This window comes from Streptomyces sp. NPDC058239 (genome assembly GCF_042882185.1).
Classification (GTDB): domain Bacteria; phylum Actinomycetota; class Actinomycetes; order Streptomycetales; family Streptomycetaceae; genus Streptomyces.
This window is the reverse complement of the sequence record NZ_JBHVWS010000057.1, coordinates 1-23,169: the sequence shown is the minus strand read 5'-3', so window position 1 is coordinate 23,169 and position 23,169 is coordinate 1. Positions and strand designations below refer to the sequence as shown.

At 67.8% G+C, this 23,169-nt stretch carries 27 protein-coding genes and 3 pseudogenes; 8 read left to right on the top strand and 22 right to left on the bottom strand.

Annotated features, from left to right (window positions below):
• Window positions 1–25: 25 nt before the first annotated feature.
• Complete coding sequence (locus ACFVYE_RS38610) at window positions 26–235, bottom strand: hypothetical protein (RefSeq protein WP_383973325.1); 210 nt, start codon at window positions 233–235, stop codon at window positions 26–28.
• A 161-nt stretch (window positions 236–396) separates the two neighbouring features.
• Between ACFVYE_RS38610 and ACFVYE_RS38605 the strand changes: the two genes are divergently transcribed.
• Genes ACFVYE_RS38605 through ACFVYE_RS38590 form a run of 4 tightly spaced genes read left to right on the top strand, consistent with a single transcriptional unit; the run spans window position 397 to window position 3,044 of the window.
• Window positions 397–735, top strand: a complete 339-nt coding sequence (locus ACFVYE_RS38605; RefSeq protein WP_383973327.1) for a hypothetical protein — start codon at window positions 397–399, stop codon at window positions 733–735.
• Window positions 736–739: 4 nt separating this feature from the next.
• Window positions 740–1,144 carry a GntR family transcriptional regulator gene (locus tag ACFVYE_RS38600; RefSeq protein ID WP_383973329.1) on the top strand — a complete coding sequence of 135 codons (405 nt, stop codon included), beginning with the start codon at window positions 740–742 and terminating at the stop codon, window positions 1,142–1,144.
• Complete coding sequence (locus ACFVYE_RS38595) at window positions 1,141–2,037, top strand: ABC transporter ATP-binding protein (protein ID WP_383973331.1); 897 nt, start codon at window positions 1,141–1,143, stop codon at window positions 2,035–2,037. Before ACFVYE_RS38600 ends, ACFVYE_RS38595 begins: the two co-directional genes overlap by 4 nt.
• Window positions 2,034–3,044: a transporter gene (locus ACFVYE_RS38590; protein ID WP_389608519.1), complete on the top strand. Its 1,011-nt coding sequence runs from the start codon at window positions 2,034–2,036 to the stop codon at window positions 3,042–3,044. Before ACFVYE_RS38595 ends, ACFVYE_RS38590 begins: the two co-directional genes overlap by 4 nt.
• 80 nt (window positions 3,045–3,124) lie before the next feature.
• Here the strand turns inward: ACFVYE_RS38590 and ACFVYE_RS38585 are convergent, their stop codons facing one another.
• The 10 genes and pseudogenes from ACFVYE_RS38585 to ACFVYE_RS38540 all read right to left on the bottom strand — a co-directional run.
• Entirely contained in the window at window positions 3,125–3,286 is a 162-nt protein-coding gene (locus ACFVYE_RS38585) for a hypothetical protein (protein WP_389608518.1), read from the bottom strand.
• Window positions 3,287–3,352: 66 nt separating this feature from the next.
• The gene (locus tag ACFVYE_RS38580) at window positions 3,353–3,682 is read right to left on the bottom strand and encodes a hypothetical protein (RefSeq protein WP_389608517.1); all 330 of its coding nucleotides are present in this window, start codon (window positions 3,680–3,682) and stop codon (window positions 3,353–3,355) included.
• A gap of 147 nt (window positions 3,683–3,829) precedes the next feature.
• Window positions 3,830–4,687, bottom strand: a complete 858-nt coding sequence (locus ACFVYE_RS38575) for an ISAs1 family transposase (RefSeq protein ID WP_389608516.1) — start codon at window positions 4,685–4,687, stop codon at window positions 3,830–3,832.
• Window positions 4,624–4,998 (bottom strand): transposase family protein, encoded by a 375-nt coding sequence (locus ACFVYE_RS38570; protein ID WP_389608515.1) that lies wholly within the window; start codon window positions 4,996–4,998, stop codon window positions 4,624–4,626. Before ACFVYE_RS38570 ends, ACFVYE_RS38575 begins: the two co-directional genes overlap by 64 nt.
• A 3-nt stretch (window positions 4,999–5,001) precedes the next feature.
• Window positions 5,002–5,223 carry a helix-turn-helix domain-containing protein gene (locus ACFVYE_RS38565; RefSeq protein WP_383979310.1) on the bottom strand — a complete coding sequence of 74 codons (222 nt, stop codon included), beginning with the start codon at window positions 5,221–5,223 and terminating at the stop codon, window positions 5,002–5,004.
• The gene (locus ACFVYE_RS38560) at window positions 5,223–5,714 is read right to left on the bottom strand and encodes a DUF2975 domain-containing protein (RefSeq protein WP_389608514.1); all 492 of its coding nucleotides are present in this window, start codon (window positions 5,712–5,714) and stop codon (window positions 5,223–5,225) included. Before ACFVYE_RS38560 ends, ACFVYE_RS38565 begins: the two co-directional genes overlap by 1 nt.
• Before the next feature lie 991 nt (window positions 5,715–6,705).
• Window positions 6,706–7,535: pseudogene (locus ACFVYE_RS38555) on the bottom strand (IS5 family transposase).
• A gap of 950 nt (window positions 7,536–8,485) precedes the next feature.
• Window positions 8,486–9,016, bottom strand: a complete 531-nt coding sequence (locus ACFVYE_RS38550) for a hypothetical protein (RefSeq protein ID WP_389608513.1) — start codon at window positions 9,014–9,016, stop codon at window positions 8,486–8,488.
• Window positions 9,017–9,153: 137 nt separating this feature from the next.
• Entirely contained in the window at window positions 9,154–9,576 is a 423-nt protein-coding gene (locus ACFVYE_RS38545; protein WP_328891764.1) for a hypothetical protein, read from the bottom strand.
• 46 nt (window positions 9,577–9,622) lie between these two features.
• A pseudogene (locus ACFVYE_RS38540) lies at window positions 9,623–10,475 on the bottom strand (transposase); the annotation flags it as partial.
• Window positions 10,476–10,997: 522 nt separating this feature from the next.
• Here ACFVYE_RS38540 and ACFVYE_RS38535 point away from each other — a divergent pair.
• The gene (locus ACFVYE_RS38535; protein ID WP_383977610.1) at window positions 10,998–12,059 is read left to right on the top strand and encodes a hypothetical protein; all 1,062 of its coding nucleotides are present in this window, start codon (window positions 10,998–11,000) and stop codon (window positions 12,057–12,059) included.
• Window positions 12,060–12,114: 55 nt separating this feature from the next.
• Window positions 12,115–12,561, top strand: a complete 447-nt coding sequence (locus ACFVYE_RS38530; RefSeq protein ID WP_389608512.1) for a DUF6924 domain-containing protein — start codon at window positions 12,115–12,117, stop codon at window positions 12,559–12,561.
• A gap of 412 nt (window positions 12,562–12,973) precedes the next feature.
• Here ACFVYE_RS38530 and ACFVYE_RS38525 read toward each other — a convergent pair whose 3' ends face one another.
• The 8 genes from ACFVYE_RS38525 to ACFVYE_RS38490 all read right to left on the bottom strand — a co-directional run bounded on the left by ACFVYE_RS38525 (window position 12,974) and on the right by ACFVYE_RS38490 (window position 18,836).
• The gene (locus ACFVYE_RS38525) at window positions 12,974–13,546 is read right to left on the bottom strand and encodes a transcriptional regulator (protein ID WP_389608511.1); all 573 of its coding nucleotides are present in this window, start codon (window positions 13,544–13,546) and stop codon (window positions 12,974–12,976) included.
• 23 nt (window positions 13,547–13,569) lie between these two features.
• Window positions 13,570–14,667, bottom strand: coding sequence for a PEP/pyruvate-binding domain-containing protein (locus ACFVYE_RS38520; RefSeq protein ID WP_389608510.1), 1,098 nt, complete (start codon window positions 14,665–14,667; stop codon window positions 13,570–13,572).
• A complete protein-coding gene (locus ACFVYE_RS38515; protein WP_389608509.1) occupies window positions 14,667–15,059 on the bottom strand; it encodes a hypothetical protein in 393 nt (130 codons plus the stop codon). Before ACFVYE_RS38515 ends, ACFVYE_RS38520 begins: the two co-directional genes overlap by 1 nt.
• A gap of 340 nt (window positions 15,060–15,399) precedes the next feature.
• Entirely contained in the window at window positions 15,400–15,774 is a 375-nt protein-coding gene (locus tag ACFVYE_RS38510; RefSeq protein ID WP_389608508.1) for an integrase core domain-containing protein, read from the bottom strand.
• Window positions 15,771–16,406 carry a DDE-type integrase/transposase/recombinase gene (locus ACFVYE_RS38505; protein WP_389608507.1) on the bottom strand — a complete coding sequence of 212 codons (636 nt, stop codon included), beginning with the start codon at window positions 16,404–16,406 and terminating at the stop codon, window positions 15,771–15,773. Before ACFVYE_RS38505 ends, ACFVYE_RS38510 begins: the two co-directional genes overlap by 4 nt.
• 20 nt (window positions 16,407–16,426) lie before the next feature.
• On the bottom strand, window positions 16,427–16,810 hold the full coding sequence (locus tag ACFVYE_RS38500; RefSeq protein ID WP_389608506.1) for a hypothetical protein: 384 nt from the start codon (window positions 16,808–16,810) through the stop codon (window positions 16,427–16,429).
• 490 nt (window positions 16,811–17,300) lie between these two features.
• Window positions 17,301–17,837: a YcxB family protein gene (locus ACFVYE_RS38495; RefSeq protein ID WP_389608505.1), complete on the bottom strand. Its 537-nt coding sequence runs from the start codon at window positions 17,835–17,837 to the stop codon at window positions 17,301–17,303.
• A 195-nt stretch (window positions 17,838–18,032) separates the two neighbouring features.
• Window positions 18,033–18,836, bottom strand: a complete 804-nt coding sequence (locus ACFVYE_RS38490) for a hypothetical protein (protein WP_389608504.1) — start codon at window positions 18,834–18,836, stop codon at window positions 18,033–18,035.
• 151 nt (window positions 18,837–18,987) lie between these two features.
• Between ACFVYE_RS38490 and ACFVYE_RS38485 the strand changes: the two genes are divergently transcribed.
• Window positions 18,988–19,476: a DUF4142 domain-containing protein gene (locus ACFVYE_RS38485; RefSeq protein WP_389608503.1), complete on the top strand. Its 489-nt coding sequence runs from the start codon at window positions 18,988–18,990 to the stop codon at window positions 19,474–19,476.
• A 590-nt stretch (window positions 19,477–20,066) separates the two neighbouring features.
• Here the strand turns inward: ACFVYE_RS38485 and ACFVYE_RS38480 are convergent.
• From ACFVYE_RS38480 to ACFVYE_RS38470, 3 genes are all read right to left on the bottom strand, one after another.
• Window positions 20,067–20,723, bottom strand: coding sequence for a hypothetical protein (locus tag ACFVYE_RS38480; RefSeq protein WP_389608502.1), 657 nt, complete (start codon window positions 20,721–20,723; stop codon window positions 20,067–20,069).
• A 581-nt stretch (window positions 20,724–21,304) separates the two neighbouring features.
• Complete coding sequence (locus ACFVYE_RS38475) at window positions 21,305–22,372, bottom strand: ISAs1 family transposase (protein ID WP_389608501.1); 1,068 nt, start codon at window positions 22,370–22,372, stop codon at window positions 21,305–21,307.
• 155 nt (window positions 22,373–22,527) lie between these two features.
• Window positions 22,528–22,896, bottom strand: a complete 369-nt coding sequence (locus ACFVYE_RS38470) for a DUF6924 domain-containing protein (RefSeq protein WP_389608500.1) — start codon at window positions 22,894–22,896, stop codon at window positions 22,528–22,530.
• On the opposite strand from ACFVYE_RS38470, the pseudogene ACFVYE_RS38465 reads away from it, so the two are divergent.
• Window positions 22,888–23,004, top strand: a pseudogene (locus tag ACFVYE_RS38465) (oxidoreductase); the annotation flags it as partial. The gene ACFVYE_RS38470 and the pseudogene ACFVYE_RS38465 overlap by 9 nt on opposite strands.
• Window positions 23,005–23,169 lie beyond the last annotated feature (165 nt).

Sequence of the window (23,169 nt, the reverse complement as noted above, 5' to 3'; positions counted from 1 at the left end):
GCGGCGAACCCGAGCTCAGGCGCACTCACCGTGTGTGGTCGCCGGGAGCGTATCGGCTCCAGGTCCCTCCGGCTTCGGTGACCAGGCGGGTGGCTGTCTTGTCGTGGTAACCGAGCGCCTTCGTGATGACGGGGGCCGGGGCCTGCAGGACGAGTTGGCGGATCGCGGAGGTCCTGCCGCGCTGTGGCGGGACGCCGATCTTTCGCAGGTGGACTTGGAGACTGACCGAGTTCATCGGCTGTCCGGGCTGGCGGCCGGGGAAGAGCCACTGTGAGCTTCTGCTGCTGGCATAGGGCAGGTGCCTGCAGGCCTGGACGTATGCCCGCATGAGGCCAGCGACGGGGCTGCGGAAGCGGGGACGGTGTGTCTCCCAGCCGGACGGTGACCCGGGGTGCCTTGGCCGCCGTCGAGGGGCTGGCAGCGGGCGAGGAGTGCGCGGTGCACGGCGGGGGTGGTGTGGACGCGCAGGGTGTAGCCCTGGCCGCGCCGTACGGTCACCCCGTGGTCGAGCGCGGCCCGCTCGGCGGGCTCCAGGTCGGCCGCGCGGAGGAAGTCGGCGACCTTGCCGAGCATGTCGAGGGTGACCGATCGCAGACGATCGTTTCTCGACACCCGAGCGAGGTCTGGCGAGCGCCAACCTTGCGCGGCTGGCCCACCTTGGTGTCGGGCGGCTGGCGCCGCAGCGCACGCCTTGCCGAACGATTTATGCAGAGGGCTATAGTGCTAGGCAACTAGATAAATGGAGGAACCGGTGATTGAGTTCCACCTGAACGGCCGGTCCGGCCTGTCCCCGTACCAGCAGCTGGTCCAGCAAGTACGGCATGCACTGCGCCTGGGCCTCCTGAAGGAGGGGGACAGGCTGCCGACGGTCAAGGAGGTGGCGAAGCAGATGGCGGTCAACCCGAACACGGTGCTCAAGGCGTACCGGGAGCTGGAGCACGACGGCCTGGTGGCCGCCCGTCCCGGCGTCGGGACGTTCGTGACCCGGACGCTGACCGACGGCACGCTCGCCGCGCACGGACCGCTGCGTAAGGACCTGCAGCGCTGGCTGACCAAGGCCCGCCTGGCCGGGCTCGACGAGGAGAGCATCGAGGCGCTGTTCCTGAACACGTTTCGTAACGCCGCAGGAGAGGACGTAGCGTGAGCGCTGTCTTGCGAGCCCAGGGTCTGGGCAAGAGGTACAAGAAGCGCTGGGCGCTGCAGAACTGCGACCTGGACGTCCCGGCCGGCCGGGTGGTTGGCCTGGTCGGCCCCAATGGCGCAGGCAAGTCGACCCTGTTGAACCTGGCCTCCGGCATGCTGACCCCGACGGCCGGCACCATCGAGGTGTGCGGTGGCCGTCCTGCCGAGGGTGTGGAACAGCTGGCCAAGGTCGGCTTCGTCGCCCAGGACACCCCGACCTACGCCGCGCTGAGCGTCGCCGACCACCTCGACTTCGGCAAGCGCCTCAACACGAATTGGGACGACGGCCTGGCGCGGGACCGGATCCGTCGCCTCGGTCTGGACCCGAAGCAGCGGGCCGGCAAGCTGTCCGGCGGCCAGCGCGCGCAGCTCGCTCTCACCCTGGGCATCGCCAAGCGCCCGGAACTGCTCATCCTGGACGAGCCGGTCGCGGCGCTGGACCCGCTCGCCCGACGGGAGTTCATGCAGGACCTGATGGAGGCCGTCGCCGAGCACGAGCTGAGCGTCGTGCTTTCCTCCCACCTGGTTTCCGACGTGGAGCGGACCTGCGATTACGTCATCGTGCTGGTCGACTCCCGGGTGCAGGTGGCCGGCGACATCGACGACATGGCGGCCTGCCACCACCGGCTCACCGGACCACGCCGGGACTCGGACACGCTCCCGGCAGGTGTGCACGTCATCACCGCCAGCCACACCGATCGGCAGACCACTCTCCTGGTACGCACCGACACCGCGGTCCACGATCCGTCCTGGACCGTCAGCCCGCTCGGGCTGGAAGACATCGTCCTGGCCTACATGACCCGGCCCGCCGATGCGGTACGTGACACCCGACCCGCGCTGGAGGTACTCCGATGATCTGGCTGACCTGGCGCCAGTTCCGCACCCAGGCCGCCGTGATGTTCGCCGTGGTGGCCGCCCTCGCCGCCACCCTCGCGGTCACCGGCCCGCAGCTGGCCGACCTCTACCGGACGGCCGGCAGCAGCCTGGTGGACCAGGTCTCCAGTTCGGACCAGGCCCTCTACTACGCCGGACTGTTGGTCGTGCTCGCCGTGCCGGCGGTCATCGGGATGTTCTGGGGCGCGCCGCTGATCTCTCGTGAACTGGAGACCGGTACCCACTACCTCGCGTGGAACCAGGGCGTCACCCGAACCCGCTGGCTGGCGACCAAGCTGGGCCTTGGTGCCGCGGCCGCCATGACCGCTGCCGGACTGACCAGCCTCGCGGTGAGCTGGTGGAGCAGCCCCATCGACCGGGCTGTCAACGGCGGCGGCGCGACGGACACGTACTTCCCGCGGCTCGACCCCGTGGCCTTCGCCGCACGGGGTGTCGTCCCCATGGCCCACGCCGCCTTCGCCTTCGTCCTGGGCGTCGCCCTCGGCCTCCTCATCCGCCGCACCCTGCCCGCGATGGCTACCACATTCGCCGTCTACGCCGCAGTCCAGATCGTCGTGCCGATTTGGATCCGGGCCCACTTGGCCGCCACGGACCGAACCACCGTGCCGATCGAGCCCGGCGGCGCTCCCATCAGCATCCAGGACGGCGCCGAGCAGATCGTCGCGCACCTCGAAGAAGTGCCCGGGGCCTGGATCACCTCCCAACAAACGCTGAACGCCGCCGGTCAGCCGGCCCCCGTGCCGTCGTCCTTCGCCGACTGCCTGCACACCGAGTCGGGCCCGCCCACCCTGCAGCAAGTCGACCGCTGCGTCGCCGACCTCGGCGCCCTGGGCTACAAGCAGCAGGTGACCTACCAGCCCGCCGGAAACTTCTGGGCCCTTCAATGGGCCGAGACCGGGCTCTACCTCGGCCTCGCCCTGGCCCTGACCGGGTTCTGCGCCTGGTGGATCCACCGCCGAGTGACCTGACAGACGCCAGTCCCACTACGGGAGTAACTGCGAGGGGCAGCCGGGTGTCGGCTGCCCCTCGCGGCGTCGACAGGGTCCTCTCACCGTTCGAGATCAATCTCGCCGATATTGGCTGTCCCGTTGGCCCCAAGGCCGTCTTCCGCCCGGTCCTGGGGCACCGTCTGCTGGTCGTCCGGTGGTGTCAGGGGGCCGGGCAGGGTGACCGCGGCGAGGTTGAGGCGGGCGGCCATGTCGAGGTTCACCTCTCCGTACGGGGCGGAGGTGATGGACTGCCGGGCGGGAGTCCCTCAGCCAGGCCACGGAGTGGTTCATCCAGCTCTGATCCGAGCCCGATGAGCCGTACCGCGTGCACGGGTCGCCGTGGCCCATGCGGTGGTGGCAGCTCCGGCTCGCATCGTGCCCCAGCCACAGCGGGCAGCAGCGGGCAGCAGCGGGCCGGACCCGGACCGAAGTCCGTACCGCTCCGCCCACGCCGCCATGACCTTCTGCCGGGCCCTCGTTTCGACCACGTGCCGCTCGTAGCCCTCGGGGTCTCTGCGGCGCTCCATGAACCCCGGGGTCTCCAGCCCGTAGGGCCGGCGGATGCCGTCGCTGTGCCGTCCGGGGACGGCGGCCGCGCGGTCGAAGAGGTCGGACATCGGTGCGTGTTCCGTTCGTTCGGGCCGCGCCTCGGGACACCGGAGAGTCGCAGCTCAGGTGAGGTTGGTCCTGTTGGACCCAACAGGTCTGACTGCGTCAGGACGATGCGGTCGCCGCCACGGGTTCGGGGATCGCGGCCCACGCCTTCACCCCTTTCCCGGCCCGGGGCCGCCTGCGGCCGCTGCGCGACCCGGCTGCCGTGGACGACGACGCCGGCGGCGGGTAGCCGGGTTGACCCGCCGCCATCCTCGTGGTGCTCGGTCCCGGGCGCGGGGGGTTCGCAGCTGGGAGGCGTCCTCGGCGAACGTCACATCTCGGACGCGGTGCAGGGCTTCGATCTTCCAGTGGCTGCGGATCAGCCGAGCGAGCTCGGCGGGTGTGGCCTGTTCCGCAGTGAGGCCGGTGACCGCGTAGACGGTTCTGATGCTGACCTTGCCGGTCTTGCGGTCCATTCGGCGGCGTTTGAGCTGGATGGCCTGGCGGGCGCCGGGAAAGAGCAGGCTGTTTGCCGTGCACACCTTGACGCGGCGGATCTCACCGCGGCCGTGGCCGGTGTCGTGGGTGCGGCCCTGCAGCTGGATCTGGCCCCAGGGAAGGGATTTGAGCTGCTTGTGGAGCTTCTTCTGGTTCCCTTTCGTGATCGCGATGTACTGCGCGCCTCGGCCGAGCAGGTAGCTGGCGTGCTCGCGCTGGGTGTGCATGGCGTCGCTGGTCACGACCACGCCCGCCAGATCGGCGAGGGTCTCCAGCAGAGGCTGGAAGCAGGTGATCTCGTTGGTCTTCTCGCCAACGTCGAGTTGGGCCAGGACCAGGCCGGAGAGGTGGTCGCAGGCGGCGAGCAGATGAATCTTGCGGCCCGCGGCCCTGGCCGCTCCGCGCAGGGTCTTGCCGTCGACCGCCACTGCGTGCAGCCGGCCGTCGCCCCCAGCGCGCCGGTCGGCTAGCCAGCGGCCCACCGCCCGGTCCAACACGTCGCCGTCGATGCGGCCCAGCAGCCGACGCACCGTCGCCTCCGCCGGCAGGACCGCTTCGGGGACCGCGGATCGGGCCGTACGCCGAGACGCTCCAGGACGGACGGCGGGGCGTCGGTGATCCACTCACCCACCGCCAGCAGGGAGGTCGCTCCGGCCAGAACCGTGCACGCAGTCAGCGCAAGCATGACGACCAGAGCGTGCCGTACGCCGCGCGGATCGCGAGGGTCGGGCACCTCGGCCAGACGCTCCAGCAGGCCAGGGATCTCCCCGGGTACGGCCTCGGGACGCTCGCGGAGTTGGTCAAAGGCCAGCGGGATCGGCGATGACGCGTCGGCAGGCACGGTTCATTCGCCCGCGGTGTCCTCGACCTCCCAGCGAAGCAGGTCGCCTGGCTGGCACTTGAGCACCTCGCAGAGCGCGGCGAGCGTCGCAAAGCGCACCGCCTTGGCGCGGCCGTTCTTGAGCACCGCCAGGTTGGCGGGCGTGATCCCTACACGGTCTGCGAGTTCGCCCACGGACATCTTCCGCCTGGCCAGCATCACGTCGATGTCGACGGCGATCGGCATCAGATCACCTCGTCCAACTCGGCCTGCATCTGCGCCGCTTCGACGTCGCGGGCGACGGCCTGGGCGAGCAGCATCCGCAGCACGAGCACGATGAGCGCGACTCCCAGGATGGCCAGGCCAATCCCGCCCATGATGAGGGTGACGCCCGGGTCGTCCCGCTGGCCGGGCGCATTCAGGGCCGTGACCGCGAACCACACGAGAGCAGCCGCGACCATCGCGCCGATGATGACGTCCACGTACCGGAAGGCAGTGTGGGAGAACACGGTTCCGCGTCTCACCATCGTCACCAGTCGCCATACACAGACCAGGGCGACCTGGGCCGTCCCGATGCCCAGGATTGTGATCACGCGCAGCGGGGTCAGCGGGAGCGACCCGTCCTCCGGGTCACTCCCGCTGACCAACGCCCACATCATCAATGCCTGTACGAACACGGTGCCGGTGAGCACCACCACGAGCACGGCGCGCAGCGCGCGCACTGTCAGCTTTCCCATGACCCATCCTTCCATCGAGTTACGATGGGAATCTATCGAATCTCGATAGGTGAAGCAAGGGCTGGGTCGGAGGGTGGGCGGCGGTTTCGCACCATGGCGGGATGCCGCCGCCCCCTCCCGCGGCATGACGCGATGCGAAGGTTTTCGATCTTGCCGAAGTCGACCTCGCTTACCCACAAATCGGACGCCATACGACTACGCCGAAGCCTTGAGGTCGCGGGCGACGGCGCATTGACCACGCGGCACATCCGAAACGAAGAAATGCTCCGACCGCACGTGCGGTCGGAGCCGTTCTTGTTCGCCCGAACGCGGGAGAAGCGGTTCCTCTTCGGCTCGAACCACCAGCCGGGCCCGTCCGGCAGGATCGGGACCGCCTGGGCCGCGCTACCTTGATCGGGAACTCCACAGAACCGATCCTGCGAGCACAGCGCCCCCGAAACGCGCCGTGGCTCAGTTCACGTGTCCTGACAGCGAATGTTCATGGGTTTGGGAGGCACCTGGTTCCCTGGATGGGTGATGTTCACGAGTTTTGGTTCTGGCGCAACTTCTGTGAAGCGGCCACTTTGCGTCACGTAGCGAATGCCGCCTGCACCGCCTCTTGCGCCCCTCGGTTCGGCCCTCGGGGGATCGGGCGCACCTGGCCCACCTGTTGACGCAACCGGATGTGCATTCCGCGTCTTGACCAGCAAGACCCGTGATCCCCTGTGTGGTCAGGACGTGACCTTCTCCCGCAGGAAAGCCGACCAACGAACACCGCCGTGGACGGGATGCGACCATGCGTCACCTGGCCGTACGAGGGCTGTTCCGGGTGGCACGGGCTTGCCGCACGCCCGCCCCTTCCGAGCCCGGGATCCTCCTCGCGACCGGCCTTCCGTCACCTCATGAGTCGAGTCTCGTGGGTTGCCCAAGACGACGACGGAGCGCTGAGGGGTCGTTTTCTCCCAGTGTTTTATCCCGGGATTTGCTGTTTGGTCTGTGGTGTCGGGTCGCGTCAGGAGATGGTGGCTTCGCCGGTGAGGCGGCGGGCCATGAGGTCGGTCATGGTGAGGTGGATCATGGCTTCGGAGCGGGCGGGCAGGGCTTCGTAGTCGCGGGCTAGGCGGCGGTGGAGCATGAGCCGGCCGTAGGTCCGCTCGACCGCCCATCGCTTCGGAATGGGGGTGAAGCCCCTGGTCCCGGGGGCGCGGGCGGTGATTTCCATGTCGATGCCGAGTGTGGCTGCGTGCTCGACGGGGTGCTGGCGGTAGCCGCCGTCGACCCAGACCTTGCGGATGCCGGGGTGTTCGGCGGAGACCTGGTCGAGGAGCTGGGTGCCGGCCACGGAGTCCTGCACGCTCGCCGCGGTGACGAGTACCGCGAGCAGGAGGCCGACGGTGTCGACGACGATGCTTTGCTTCAGCCCGAAGATGTCTTCTTTCCGGCATCGGTGCCCTGGGTGGAGGCGAGGACGCTGGTGGAGGTCTTGACGCTCTGCGTGTCGATCACGCAGGCCGACGGTTCGGCGTCCCGTCCTTCCTTCTGCCGTAAGAGTTGCCTGAGCAGGCCGTTGAGCTGGGCGAACACGCCTTCCTTCGTCCACTCCGCGAAGTATCCGTAGACCGTTTCCCAGGGCGGGAAGTCGTGCGGAAGATAGCGCCACTGCACGCCGGTGCGGTCCACATACAAGATCGCGTCCATGATGTCGCGCAGGTCGTGCTCGGGTGGCCGGCCGAAGTCCAGGGCCCTGCCCCGGCGCTCGAAGCGCCAGGAGGCAAGGACCGGCTCGATCAACTCCCAGCGCGCATCGGACAGATCACTCGGGTACGGACGTCGCGTAGGCATGCTCCTGGCGTACCGCTCCGGACCGAGTGCGCCCAGGCGCACGGCAACGGCGGCGGAAGCACACCCCCCGAGGACTGGACATCCTGGGATGAGACAGGCACAGGCCGCCTCCCGCCCCTGCTGTCACCCCACCCGGCCAACAGACCTCAGCCGCACCTGCAGCCCTACCAGTACCACAATCCCGCACCCCAAGAATCGACGGATACACGGGCATGCAAGGTGAAAACGACCTCTCAGTAGGTGTTTTTCATCTCTGGCCGTGAGCGGTGTTGGGCTGGATGATCTGGGGTGTGGCGTCTGACGGGGTGGGCCGGCGGTACTGCCGGGAGTGTGGTGATCCGCTTTCGTCGTCGATGGCAGCGGAGGCGGTGTTCTGCTCCGGTCGATGCAGGTCGAGGCGGTGGCGGAGACTTCAGCGGACCCGGCAGCGGGTCGCTTTGATGCAGTGGGGGGACCAGACCGAGTGCCCGGTTTTGTGGTCGATCGTGGACGGTGGGGGTCGAACGGTCGCGGGCGGCTGTCTACTGTTCGTCGCGGCGCCGGGTTCGCGCCTGTCGCGAACGGCAGGCGTCGCGGATGGGTGTTACGGAAACGTCGTAGGCGAACGGCACGGCAACATCACAGGGCACAGCCGTTTTGCATGGTCTTGAGGGGTGGGCGACCGGTGCTTCGAGCGCCCCCGGTTCACGCTCTGCCCCGTCATGTCGGGTCCGCGTCACGGTGGAATCCGGCCTGGGCCGGAACCCCTCATTCAGTCGCCACAGGGTGGCTGATCCGGCCCGAGCTGAGGTGGTGATCATCACGGTGATGACCCGGCGCCTGACCCGAAAACGGCCCGTTGCGGGCTGGTCGAAGAAACCCAGGACTGCAGGCTGACCAAAGACAGCTTCACTGTCGATGCTGCAGCCCGGGACCCCGGCCGGTTCGCCACCGCCACCTCGGGCAGGAGGTCATTCTTCGAAGTCCTGACAGCCGTATTCGGCAGTGTGCTCAAAATGGCCGGGAAGCGGGTGCAGCGCAACCACATCTCCCTCGCGCACCGCTTCCCCGCGCAGGGACGGCACCTCGATCCGGTCCCAATCGACGGTGACGTTGACCGCGTCCCCAAGCTCTCCAGCGAACATACGGTAAGACAGAGTCATGGTCTCGTCCTCTGCCTCCTCATCCGCCTCGAAGTCGTAGCCCACCGGCTCCTCGGGCCCGGTGAACGTGATGTCCGGGTAGCCCGCTATCGAGATCGTGAGGAACGGATGCAAGTCGATCGAGTCGGTCTGCTTCCCCTGCTGGTAGACGTCCAGGGTCAGGCGGGCGCCATACCAGCAGAGCAGGTACAGGTTGATCTCCTCGGCGAGCTCCGCGGCCAGATCATGCTGCACCTCCTCAAGGCTGCCTCGCACGTAGTGGGTGTCCTTCCTGGCTCCTCCCGGATCGACACCAAAGGCCAAGTCGTAGAAGCTACGCATCATTCGATCATCAGTCATGTGCGGCACCCTAACCGCCAGCACTGACAGCCCAGTTGTCCGCCGATCCACACCTCAGATAGTCGAGCACGCCCAGTTGAAAAACACCTACTCAGCTTGTTCTTTAACCCTTTCGGCGTTCAGGGACTGAACTGGATTCAGAGTTTCAGTGGCCCGAAGGTGCCGTCTCGGAACGTGAAGACGGTCGGCTCGGTGTCGAACTCCTCCCGGAAGTACCCGCTGTAGCCAGGTTCTTCGACGTGGGGTGCGAGCAGGTCCAGGACGGTGTAGAGGTCACCCATCATGTCGTCGAGCCAGAGGTTGCGGCTGAACAGTCCCCATGCGTGGAGCTCACCACCTGGCGTGAAGCCTCGGGACTGGCGTCGTAGGGACACGAAATCGCCTCCTGGCAGGCGACTGTCCGGATCCGGGGAGAGCAGTGGATACGAGTGCTCCTCCGCGTCGAGCTCTGCTGGACGCTCGGGGGCCAGGCCGAGGTGCCATCGCAGGGCTGCCAGGACCGTGTCGGGCGTGTCGTCCCGGAGGAAGCACGTGAAGACGACTTCGTAGTGGAGGCTCACGGGAGTGCATTCTGCCCGGCGCCACTGACAGACCCAGATCATGGCCTCACGGCCGGGCTTGATCACGTTCGATCAGGGTGCCCGGGCGTCTGACGGTCTTGCCCACGTCGTAGCGGGCGGCGGGCTGCTTGTTCTTCGAGCCGAGCGGGCGACCGGGGCCTGGCCGCGATGGTTTCGGCGCACGGGCCGGGCGGTGCAGGGTCGGGCGGAGGTTCCTGAACCCCCGGCGGACCCGGGCGGTTGTGAGCCGGCCGGGCTCGGCCGGCTTCTCCCAGGGGCGGCGGAGGTCAGCGGCCAGCGGCCGGGCGAGGCGGAGCTGGGTGTGGGCCGCGCTGACTAGCCAGGTCCACCGGTCCGCCGCCTCCGGGGTGCGGAGCTTCGGGCGGGTCCAGCCCAGCGTCTGCTTGATCATCCGGAAGGTGTGCTCCAGGTCGAATCTGCGCAGGAACGCCTGCCAGCGCAGGTCGACGGCCTCGTCCGCCAGGCCGGTTGCCGACGACCACAGCCAGACGGGGAGGGGATCGTGGCCGCCGGGCAGGCGGTCGACCTCCAGGCGGATCAACGTCCCTTCGATAACGGGGAGTTCGCCGGTGTGGTCGATCCACGCGGAGCGGGTGGTCAGCCGAGGATGGATGCGTTCCCAAGCCATCACGCGAGCGGTGCCGTAACGGTCGGTGACCTGCACGGTCTCGGCATCAGGCCCGCCCCAGGTGTCGGGCTTGGCAAAGCGGAACTCCTTGCCGTGCTTCGGCGGCGAGATCCAGGGGACCGGGACGGGCTTGCGCATCACTCGGTCCGTGCGCATCCGCCCCAACACCTCCACCGGCAGTCCTTCCAAGCAGATAGGCCATGCGCGGAGCGTCGTAGCCGGCGTCGAATACGACCAGGATGTCGCGGTCTCAAGGTCCTGGAGGGCGTCGCCCACCTGGTCAGCAAGCTGTCGAGCGACCAGCGGAACGAGTTGATCGACCTGCTCGGGGCGATGGCCGACGCGGAGTCCGACTCCGCGCGGCGTGAGTTCCTGGAAGGGTTCCTTGAGGGCTTCGGGCTCCTTGATGATGTGGTCTGACCTGTGCCTCAGGTTTGCGGAGGAGGGCGAAGCCGACCTGACCGAACATCTGGCGTTTGAGCATCTCCCGCATCTTCGGTGGCGGGCAAGGCGATCAAGCCGCACCAAGGCCGATGAGGGACGGGACAGCTGTAGTGGCGCCGCTGCGGGAGGCTTGCAGGCTTTGGAGCGGCAAAGGGCGTTGGGGCTCGACCAGCCGGTGTGGCGGGTGGCCGGCGCGGGGGACAGGACGCGATCGGGGCCCCGAACTCGTCCGCTCCACACCGGAGCTGTTTGTCCCAAAGGACACTGGAACCCCCGCGTGCCCCCTCCTACCGTGGAGCGCTCCAATTCCATATAGGGGGACACACTCATGCGCATCCTGCGCTCCAGCGCCACCATAAAAGCTGCCGCAGCCGCCGCCCTCGGCGCCCTGCTCGTCACCGGAGCGGCCGCCGGACCCTCCGCCGCCGCTCCGAAGACCGCGGCCGTCCAGAAGGATCAGCTGCGCACCGTCTTCACCGTCGGTGCCAAGTCCACCGTCCGCTACACCCGCACCAGCGGCTACATCAGCGCGGGCTACGAGATGACCTTCTGGCAGGGGCCCTTCCTCGTCGGAACTCTCTCCGGGACCTACGTCGAGTCCGAGCGCCTCAACGTCAAGTCGAACACGTGGAAGCGCCAGTGGACCATCAAGGCCACCAGCGCAACCGGCGCCGCCCAAGGCGGCGTCACCACCCTCGTCAAGGTCAACTGCGGGCGCGGCTCCAAGGCCTGCACCTCCACCGGCCCCCAGACCAAGCACATCCGCGCCGGCAAATCCGTCACCTTCGGCTTCAGCATCACCAGCCACGGAAACAAGATCCTCACCCACAAGCCGGTCCTCAACGTCACCACCACCGCCCCCGGCTACCTCCCTGTCGTCGGGGACGTCGCCGCGATGCGCACCGTCCGCTGCGACAGCGAGAAGATCACCAACGGCGGCAAGCGCGGCTGCGTCTACCCCTCCGTCGTCCCGAACTTCTCCATCTCCCGTACCAACCGCGTCTGGGGCGAGATGGCACGGCACGTCTACGCCGCCGAACATATTCTCAAGGGCCGGCCCGGCTACGCCAAGCCCCTGCACCGCACCACCAGCGCCCAGGCCACGAAGAACCGCGGCAAGTCCTGCCCCTCCAGCCTGCACCGCCCGCGCGGCAAGCAGTGCGACGAGTACCCCTACGCCTCCGTCCAGGAAGGCGGCGGCAACAAGGGCCTCGGCAAGAAGTGCACCACCATCGACCCGAACGCCACCCAGAGCTGCCGCATGATCGACAAGGACGCCAACCACAAGGGCGGCGGCCGGCTCACCAAGTTCTACAACGACAACCGGATCATCGCCTACAAGTCCGGCAACAAGATCATCGGTGACGCGTTCTTCTCCAAGATCCCCTAAGGGGCCGTCCCCTACGCTGGGCTGTGACGTCCTGCCGCGGCGCACAGGAGGCTGCATGCTGCCCGAGACCGAGCTGACGATCCTGGTCCGCACCTGCTACGACCGGCCCAAGGAGTGGGAGCGGTTCCTTGAGGCCCTCACCCGGCCGGACGTCTCCGGCGAGGCGGCGATCGACCAGGTGGACATCCTGGACGATCCCGCCTACGCCGGTATCGGCGTGGCGCAGCTGCTGGAGCTTGTGGAGCGGGACGAGGACGGCTGGCCGCAGCACACCGTCCTCCTGGTCGTGGACGAGGAGGCCCTTCGCGGTGAACTGCTGGCGCTGGCGGTGTGCAACCAGCCGCACGAGGACGATCCGCTGCCGGCGACCGAGTCGGAGGAACCGTTCCGGATCACTCCCGGGCTGCTGGCCTCGTTCGCGACGGACATGAACCTCGCCAACGCCGACTTCTTCGAGATCCGGCGCGACGTCGCGGAAGACGGCGTGCTGCGCAAGCGGTAGGGGAAGTCTGGCACAGGCCTGTGGGTCCGTACGCGGCGGCGTGCGGGCTCACAGGCGGCATCCCCCACCCTCATCGAGAAGCCGCCGGCCGGTGACCCCGACTCAGCCCGGAGGCTCGCCCAGGCATTCCACACCGCCGCAGTCCCGGCCGCCGTCGGACACATCGAACGCTTCAACCCCGCACTGATCGCTACGCCAGCGGCTGGAGAAGTACGCCAGGTTCTTTCGGCGGAAGGTGAAGGTCACCGACGGCAAGGAACGGCCGATGTGGCGCACCCGCTGGACGGTCCCAGTGGGCCGGCCGCCTGACCCGCGCGGGGCCAGTCCTCTGACCAGCTACGTTGCCTGCCACTCAAACTTCGGTGACACAAAATCGCGGTGGCCCCGGCCTCCCCTGCTTGTTCAGGCGGGATCACCGCGTCAAGCCGAGGGTGGCGATCAGGTCTTCGTGCAGCTCGAACCAGACCCGGTGGCAGGAGTCACGGTCGGTGCCGGTGATCCAGGCAGGATCCGCATGTGCCCTGGTTAGGGCTTCGGTGAAACGCTGCTGGTAGCCGGAGAACCGGTCGAGATGGGCCGTCAGGCGGCCCTCGAGCCCGGCCAGCGCAGCGGCAGGGCCTTCGAGCGCCGTAATCGTCTGGGCGAGGGACACGGTCTGATCGTCGATGCCCATCTCGGCCAGCTGCCAGGCGGTGCAGGCGGCGGTCATGACGTCGTTGAGTGGCAGGAAGTCCTGGTGGACCTTCTCGACAGCTGCACGGGCGCCGGCTTCGTCGAGCTCAGCCGCCAGCAGCCGCTCCCCATGTGCTTTGCCGGACTCGGTCAGCGACCAGCCCCCGTCACCGGCGAAGGAAGAGAAGGTCATCCAGCCCTGGGCCTGGGGGTCCAGCAGGTACTCACGCGCCTCGTCCTCAGTCACGCCCAGGCGAGCGGCTATCCGTGCGGTGTCGGCATAGCCCATGGTCCGAACGGCGTGCAGCACCATGAGGTCGATTGGGGAAGTCTGGCTCATCTGCGCTCCGTGGTGTGATCTCGGTGCCGGGCTTGTCCAGCGATGGCGACGTTGCCGAGGCTGCCGTCCACGACGACGCAAAGTCTGTCGGCCAGCACAGTCGTCGCGTCGTCGGCGGCCGTGACTGCCGGAATCCGGAACTCGCGGGCCACGATCGCAGCGTGGCTGAGAACCCCGCCGACCTCGGTGACGACCGCGGCGGCGCGGGCCAGCAGCGGGGTCCAGGCCGGTGAGGTCGTGCGACAGACCAGCACGTCACCGGACCGGAAACGGGCGAAGTCGTCCAGCCCGCCGATTATCCGTACCAGCCCGGTTGCGGTGCCGGGGCTGGCTGGCGTCCCTGTGACAAGCGCCTTGCCGGCATTGCGGGCCGCATGTCCGTCCGGCTGGGCAGCCGTGGTGATGGGGCGCGCTTGCAGCACCCATACCGTGCCGTCGGCGATGGCCCACTCGACGTCTTGTGGGCATCCGAACGAGGCCTCGATCCGGCGGCCGGTCTCGCCCAGCGCGCGCACCTGCGCCGCGGTCAGGACCGGCTCTACGACGGTGTCCGGGGTGGTGAGCACGTCGCCGTCGATGGCCCACCTCTGCGGGGTGAGGCTCCCGTTGACGACCTTGTCGCCAAGTCCGCGAGCCGCCTCGATCACCACCTGGTCGGCGCCGGTGACCGGTTGGCGAGTGAACAACACCCCGGCCACTTCGGCGCGGACCAGCCTCTGCACGATCACCGACACCACGGGTCCGGGTGACCGACTTGTCCGGGCGGTGTACGCGGCGGCCTGCGGGCTGGTTCCGGACGTGGCGGTGCGCCGCACCGCCACGGCCACCTGCGCCGTAGTGGTCGCGCCGAGAGTGGTGTGCAGCTGGCCGGCGAATGACGCCTGGACGGCGTCCTCGCCCACGGCGGAGGAGCGCACCGCGAATGGTCCGGAACCCAGACCCCGCAGCGCGGACTCGAGTTCGTGGACCCAACTGTCGTCACTCACGTCCTCGATCACGAACCCAGCCGGCACGGCAAAGCCCTCACGCAGCAGCCGGGCGAGGTTGGCGGCCTTGGCCCCGTACCGTTCATCGGCGTGACTCAGCGGGATCATCACGGCTGAGCACGAGTCTCGGGATCGCTGGTCCGGGTGAGCACTCGATTCAGGCGCTGTTGAGCGGCCTGAGCCGAGGCCAGGCCGAGAGCGCCGGCGATCTGCGGCCACGTCATCCCCACCCCGCGTGCAGCGAACAACAAGGCGGACTCGGCCTGGTCGATCTCTGCCCGAGCGGAGGCCAACAGTCGCAGCCCCGCGTTCATGACCGCGGGATCAGCCTTCTTCGCATCACACGCGGTCCAAGCGGTGAACCGCACCAAATCGGCGTCCGAGGCGGGCTGTCCGGATTGCTGCCATGGTCGTCGTTCGAGACCGGCGGCGCCGGCATCGTTGACCACAGTGCGGGCACGGTTGAGGTCGGCAGCATGGTCCTGATCACTTCGGGGCACGACACCACCTCAGCGCATCAACACTCTGTTGTCAACATGATGTTGATTCCGAAAAGGCGGAACACCCGAGCACGGCAATGGGGGAATCGGGCACTCCAGAAGTTTTCGATCACGCCGTCGGGCCGCGGGTCGTCGGCGAGGTGGTCGACGGCGGCGAACACCTGCCGCACCCCGGCGGGGCGTCCTTGGAGAACCGCTCGGCCTGGGCGAGGGACTCGGGTTCCCAGATGACCTCGCAGCTCACGCCTCGGCTTCGCCGAACACGCGGCGGTACGCCTCGTCGTGCGGGACGCCGGCTTCCGCGCCGGAAGATTTCAAGTCCAGTGAGACGGTCGTGACGCTATGAGGTTTGTGGTGTGGGTTCCCTGCGTTTGGCCGGGTTGTTGATCCAGGCTGTCTGGGGAATCTCGGGTGGTCTGGGGCGGCGGCCGAAGCGTTCGGGGTGGCGGGCGTATGCCTCGGCGAGGGTGACCGCGCGCTGGTCGCGGACTTCCTCGGCGGTCCCGAAGTGGACGGAGGCGGGGGTGTGCCAGCCGATACCCGAGTGCCGGTGCTCATGGTTGTAATACGCGATGAACGCGTCGAACCACTCGCGGGCGTGGGCCAGCGAATCGAACCGTTCGGGATAGTCCGACATGTACTTCGTGGTCTTGAACTGGGCCTCGCTGTAAGGGTTGTCGTTGGAGACCTTCGGCCTCGAGTGCGACCGCGTCACCCCCCCAGATCGATCAGTAATTGGGAGACCTTCTTCGACGTCATCGAGGTGCCGCGGTCAGCGTGCACGGTCTGGGGCACGATGCCGTTGCGGGCGATGGACTCGCGGATCAACTCCTCTGCCCGCAGCGCCGACTCGGCTCGCTCGACGGTGTGGCCGACGATGTGCCGGCGGAAGATGTCGATGATCACGTAGGCGTGATACCAGAGGCCCTTGACCGGTTCGGCACCCTTGGTGATGTCCCAGGTGAAAACCTGCGAGGGCCCGGTGGCGACCAGCTCGGGCACCGCCTTGGCGGGATGGGTGGCCTGCCGTCGGCGCTCACCGGACTGATCCTGCTCACGCAGGATCCGGTACATCGTCGAGACGGAGCAGTGATAGCGCCCGGCATCCAGCTCGCGGGCCCAGATCTGCGCGGGCGCCAGCTCGGCGTACTCGTCGCCGTTCATCAACTGGAGTACCGCAGACCGCTCTTCGGCCGTCAGGGCCGATGGCTGCACCTGCGGGGCACGTGCTCTGCGTGGTGGTGCCGGCCGGAGCCGACGGTAATGCGTGGCGCGGGAGCGGCCGGTCAGCCGGCAGGTGGCCATGATGCCCAGCTGAACCTCGACGCCGGTGAACGCCTCGTCCACGACAGGGCCGGCGGCAGACTTCAGTCCGCGCTCTCGGAGATCATTTCCAAGAGCGCGGAAGCTTTTCCCATCACATCGAGTGCGGCCTTGTTCCGTGCCAGGTCCCTCTGCAACCGCTCCACCTGCTGCCGCAGCTTTTCGTTCTCCACCTCCGCGGCGGACTTCTTCGCACGGGCCGGGCTGGTCCGGCGGTCGACCAGGTTTTCCAGGGCCCCGGCATCCCGGGCGGCCCGCCACTCCTTGACATGCGAGTGGTAGAGCCGTTCCCGGCGCAGGACCGCACCCTTCTCGTTCCTGGGCGCGGAGTCGTACTCGGCGACGATCCGCAGTTTGTACTCCGAGGTGAAAGTGCGGCGCTTCGGCCTCGGCGCCGGGTCGGACCCAACGGGCTCTGTGCTGGGCATAAGGGACGGTTCTCCTGTCGTGCCCTCTCAGGCCAACCCCGCAGAACGGGACGTCTCACCCAAGGCTGACAGAGAGGGTAGCCGTCAGCAGCGAGGGATTTGTGGCTCACCTTCACCGCACACGTTGAACTCAGCGCTACATCTGGCCTCGACACGGCTTCGAAGGTCTCGGAGTCGACTTCCCGGCACCCATCGGCTGGATCATGTACCTCGACCGCGTAGAGACCACTCTTGCTGCTCAGCTCGGGGGTCCGGGCGAGGCAGATCTGTCATGTGGCGCTCTTCCGCTCAGGTGGTGGTCGGCCAGGCCGGGAGCTTCGGCGACCACGCGCCGCAACTCCGTGTTGGCGCCTCGTCAGCCATGACTCACAGCGACGAGAAAGTCATGAAGATCTCATCCCGGTTGTCACCTGCGGCAAGCCGAAGGCCATCCGTCCAACGGCCCTTCTCCTTATGCGGATCTCAGCAACCCGGCCCTGGCGAGGAGAGGCTAACGGCTGTGTGTCCGCATGCTCTTGGAGCGGCGGAACGGGGCCTCCAGCAGAACGCCCACCAGCTCGGTCTCGCTGGTCTTGGTGAGCAGCCGCTTGGGCACGATCAACAGGCCGGCCTTCCAGCCGAGGCGGCCGGTTACCACGTAGACCCGCTCCGTCTCGTAGGAGCGGTACATGGTGCGCCACGGCACCCGCATGAGTTCCTCGGAGCCGCGGGAGACGACGAAGCCGGCGTCGTCGATGACGGCCTGCTTCTCCCCCGTGGCCTGGTCGGCACGGAACATACGGCCGGCGAGCAGCGGGGACAGGAACAGGCCGAGCACACCGTAGACAAGAGCGAGCGTCAACAGACCAGCGTTGATCGGGCCGCCGTGAGCGGAGGACCTCAGGCTCAGAGCTGCCATCAGGGCCGCGGCCACGACAATGAGCCACCGCAGGCGTCGGAACCATCCGGTTGCTGCGAGGGCCTCGTCGAACTCCTCCCGCGTCAGGATTCCGCTGAAGGTGATGGTTGTCTGCCGTATGTCGTCCACGGGCGCGGAGCCTACAGGTCCGCGCCTGGCCCGCCAGTGCCTGGTCGGGAACATAGGTCCTAATGACCTGAGTCTGAGGTTCGGCATCAGACCTCATTGCAATTGGTGAGCCTGCCGTGCCAGACGAGTATTTCTGCCCTGTTCTCCGAAGGCTCCTCTAACTGGGCTGCGGATGCCGTTGGCGGCGGGGTTCGGTCAGTCGCTCTCCCGGTAGTTCATGAACCAGTGGGTGTCGAAATAGCGGGCCATCGTGAACGGGTGGTGCGGGTCGATGAGGATGTGACAGACGAACTGCGCGGCCTGGTAGCCGAAGGGGATGTCCTTGCCATCGAAGGACCGGACGACAACGGGCCAACGGTTGGGGTCGTCGCCGTCGGCCCGCCAGCAGTACAGGTTCTCGTGCTCCGTGCCCGCCCAGATGAGTAGCCCGTCCTCCCTGAGATCCGTCCACGGCTCCTGGTTCAGGTTTAGATATGCGTCGAAGGAGCCTTCGCCGAACGTTTCGACCATGCGCTTGTAGTCGGTCGGGAGCGCGGTGCCCAGGCGCGACTCCACCTCCGCCCAGTGCACGTCCGGCCGCTGGGCGGGCTGCGTCCAGCCGGTGATCTGTATGAGCCGCTCCATCCAGTCGACGTCCTCGTCCTCGTCCGGAGTGACCGTCAAGGGTTCGGGCACCCGCCTCTGAGCGACCACCAGCACCGGCCGCTCGACGCATTCGCCGTCTCGCGCCGTACCCGTGCCGACCCACTGATTCCCGTACGCCCACGCCCGTATCTTCACGGCCCGGTCCTCGAAAGGGACGAGGAGAGCCGCGCCCCTGGAATCATCGACCGTCGGATCGGCGAAGCCGTCGAGGACGAGGGTGCGTGGGGCTCCGTACCTGCTGGCGAGGAGGTTGGTCAGAGCCTGCGGGTCCAGGTCGCCGGGCAGGTACATGTAGCCGTCTGCCGGGCCGAGCTGAGCCAGCAGATCGTTGACGGTCGTCTGCGTGAGCTTCATGGCGGACAGTGAAGCGCACTGCTCTGACAACGGACCTGCTCGGACGTATCCGACGTCCGTGGTCAGACGCTCACGGATTCGCCATCGCAGGTGATCAACCAAGAAGTAGGCATACGTCTTCTGGGATCCGCTGCTGATTGCTGTGCGACGCGTGGCCGCTGCCACGATGCCGGCAGCGCTGGCCGGCATATCCGCGCCTTCCGCGTTCGCGGTGGCCGCGGCCACCGATGACGCGCCTTTCCTGAAGGCGATCCATCAGGGAAACCTGGCCGAGATCGCAGCCGGACAGGATGCGGGCAAGAACGCCACAACGGCGTGCGCGAAGACGGTCGGCGCCACGCTGGTGCGCGACCACAGGAAGCTGGACGCCGACGTCAAGGCGCTGGCGGGCAAACTGCACGTCACTCTGACAGCCGGGCCCTCTCCGGCGCAGGAGCAGGCACTGGCCGCCGTGCGGGCCAAGGCGGGTACGAGCGCGTACGACGTCGCGTGGCTGAACACCGAGGCCACCGGGCACGTGGAGACGCTGGCCCTGATCGACCAGAAATGGGAACGGGGAGCAACGCCGTGGTCAAGGCGGCCGCCCCCGGGCGGCCCGCCCCGTGGTGGCGAGACACCTGGAACTGCTCCGGGACTGTAAGGCGGACATCGACAGGTCGTGATCCCCACGGGCACCGGCGGCGGCCTCGGCGGCGATGACCGCCGCACCGGCCGGACCCGCGCACCGGCGCTGGGCGCTGGAGAAACCGCGGTCTCCGGTGGCGGTCGCAGAGGAGACAGCCCCGAGCGCCGCTGACGGATTACCAGGACAGGCCCCCGGTTTCGCGGGGTCTTCACCAGGGATGCGGGACGTGCGCGTCGGCCGTGGGCCGGATGGCGGCCACCGGCCGGCGCGCATCGGGGGTCCAATTTGTACCGCCCACTCCAGCCCAAGGCCGGCGTCCGATTGCCTACGAACAGCAAAGCTGCTGGGGGATGGGAACGGCGGCCTGGCGCAGATGACGGAGTGTGCTGCCGTCGACGCACAGCCCCCTTGTCGGCGCTTCCACGCACCTTCGCGGTCCCCAGCTGGATGTTCCGGGAAGGGATATCTTTGGGCCGGGGGCCGGACGAGAATCCCGGCCCGATTACGGCGGGCCGGGATTCTGTGTTGTGCGCCTGGCCGGAGGGCCCCGGCCCGATTACGGCGGGCCGGAGTTCTCCAGCATGCGCATCAGGCGGTCGCTGGTTCTAGTAATCGCCGAAGTCGCCGAAGTCGCCGCCCTCGCCCTTCTCGCCGTGGTGGCGCTTGACGACGCGGAAGCTGGCGACGACTCCGTTCTTGACCTTCACGCCGCCATTCATCTCCTCGTGGTGCTTCTTCTCGTGGTGCCTCTTCTCGTGGTGCTCGCCGTTCTCGCAGTTCTCGTCCTCGCCCTCGCCCCTGCCCTCGCCCTTGCCCGGGCAGATGCCGTCGGCAGAGCTGTGCGGGCCGACGGTGGCGATGGGGGCGCCGTTGTCGCACACGGCTCCGCGGAAGACCTCGACCTCGTTGCGGCTGTCGTTGCGGATGTTGAAGCTCTTGGCGCCCAGGCCGCTGACGACGGTGATGCAGCCGTCGGGGCGGCCGGAGTATTCGCGCTCGTTGATGTGGATCCTGCCCTCCTCGTGATGGCGCTTGCCCTCGCGCTCGTTGCCCTCGCGCTCGTTGCCCCGGCGCTCGTTGCCTTCGTTGCCCTTGCCCGTGTTGCCGCCCTCCCCGCCCATGAGGGCCTGGGCGGGGACGGCGGCCGGGGCAACCTGGGCCTGGGGGGCGGGGACGGCGGTGGCGTAGGTGATGCCGGTCGCGGTCAGTACCGCGGCGGCCGCGACGGCCGTGGCGATCGCGTGGGAACGGGTCATGATCATGTCGCTTGTTCTCCTTCTCGGACTCAGAGACAGTCCCGCTGTGGCAGCCGGTGCGTGATTGAACGTACTAACACCCCCTATTGCTGTCATATCGAGCAACTCTGGACCCCCGGCTTCGTGGGGCTGATCGGGTATGCAGAGCCCCTTTACGCCGCTCCGAAAAGGAGCTGACTAACCGTCAAAATTACGTTGAGCTTGGGAGATTGAGAGACCATTAGCCTTTACAGGTGATCTTCTGACGTCTACTCACCCGCTGTGGCGGTGGGTCGCCGGGAAGTGTCGGCAAGTCGCTGCTTGACATGTGGCCTGTCGTAGGTTCCAAGGAGGCCACGTGAACGGTGGCTGGCCGACGAACGTGACCGCGCATAGCAGGGTTCGTCCAGGCCGGTGCGGCCCCGGAGAGTCGACGGCGACCGGTGCCCCGGTGGCCCGTCAGGGTTCGGCACACAGCGGTCGGCGCCTCAAACTGCTCCCTATGATCGACCATTCCGCCATCAAGAAGGAGCTCCGGACCTCGGCCGTCGAACTGGGTGGGGACAGCGCTGCAGGGCAGCGTCGTTCAGGTGAAATGTCCTGGTTGATCACGTGATGCCGAGGGTGATCAATGGACGGTTGGCGTCGCGAGTGTGGTGGCGGAGTCCAGCGGCGATGTTCGTCTGACCGGCGATTCGGAGAGCGCCGATGGCCAGGTTGCGCAGGGAGGCCATGGCACGTGGAGCGGTGCCTGTGCGTACGCGGGAGGCATCCTCGGCGTACGTGGTGTCCCTGATGTGGTGGATCTTGTTCTCGATGCCCCAGTGGTCGCGGACGCGACGGGCGATCTCGGTTGCGTCGGCCTGCTCCGCGGTCAGGTCGGTCACTCCGTAGACGCGTTCCAGGGTGACCTTGCCCGTGGTGACGATTCGCCGGCGGCGCACGATCTGGACGGCTTGCACCGCGTGCGGGAACGCGATCCCGGTGACGGCGGCGGCCTTGATCCTGCAGATCTCGTCGCGACCGTGCGCGGTGGCCCGGGTCTTGTCCAGGAGTGGCACTGCCCGCCACGGCAGGGCCATCAGCCACCGGTGCAGGGTGGGCTGGTTGCCCTTGATCAGCGCGATGTAGTGGGCGTGCTTGTCCTCGATGAGGAAGCGTGCGTGGGCGGTCTGCGAGTGGAGGGCGTCGAAGGTGACCACCGTTTCGTGCAGGTCCAGCGGGGCGAGCATGGGCTGGAAGACAGTGATCTCATTGGTCTTGCCGTCCACCTCGCGCTGGGCGGTGACCAGGCCGGTCCCCGTCATTGCGGCGAGCAGGTGGACCTGAGTGCCGTCGGCACGTCGGGCACCACGCACAGTCTTGCCGTCCACTGCGAGGGAGGGCAGGGGCCGGTCGCTGTCGTCCGTCTCCTGGCCGGCGGCGCGCCCGCGCCCAGCGAGCCACCCCTCGACGGCCGTATCCAGCGCGTCGCCGTCGATGCGTTGGAGGATACGGCGCACGGTGGCCTCGGCCGGGGCGACGGGGCTTCGGTCCGGCTCGCGGCACGGGCGGCGAGGGTCGGGCACCTGAGCCAGGCAGGTCAGCAGACTGGGCAGATCATCGAGGACGGCCTGTGCGGCATCGGTGAGTTGAGCCAGAGAACCCGGGATAAGCGAGGATGAGTGGGCAGGCACGGTCTTCCGTCGTGGTGATCAGGGACTCGACACCTCGTGATCACCGGGAGCCGTGCCTGCCTCAGCGTCAGCCACGGCGACCGCCCTGCAGTCCCGGCCCCGTCCTCCTGAAGCCCCATCACCCCGGACACACCGTCTGAACGACGTAATTCTGACTATTGCTCCATTCGGAAGGGCCGGTAGATCCCTTCGGGATCACCGTGGGCCGATGCCGCGAACTCCTCGAAGCCCAGGTTGCCGATACTCAGGTTCGCGTAGACCTCGTGGACCCCTGCGGGGATGGTGCGGAACTCGCGGCCGAACTCGGTCAGTTGCTCGTAGTCCTCATCGTCCACGCAGTCCTCCTGCGTCAGCAGGGTGACCGCCAGCAGCGGGTGGTGTTTGGCCTGCATGCTCACCCGGTCGGCAAGGAAGACGACGGACAGGTCCTCATCAGCACCGACCGCGGTCAGTACCTCGTCGGCGGTCGCCCCCGCCCAGGCCGGATCGTTGATGAAGTGGACGTGCTCTCCACTCCCGACCAACCCATGGACGACGGCGGCGTCCGCACGTACGCCATCGACCCCGACCAGGCCGCACGCCTCTGGGACCTCTCCGTCGCCGCGACCGGCGTCACCCCGATCCCCCGGTGAACCCGCGCCCTGCATACGGGGCGCTGCCCGACGCTGCGGCGGGCAGCGCGCTACGAGCCGCCCCTAGATGCAATACCGGTGACTTTGCAGGTGCTGGCTCGTTGAGTTGGTGTGCCAAGACCAGGACAGTTGAAGGCAGTTGAGGGTGATCGATTTTCGGATCGC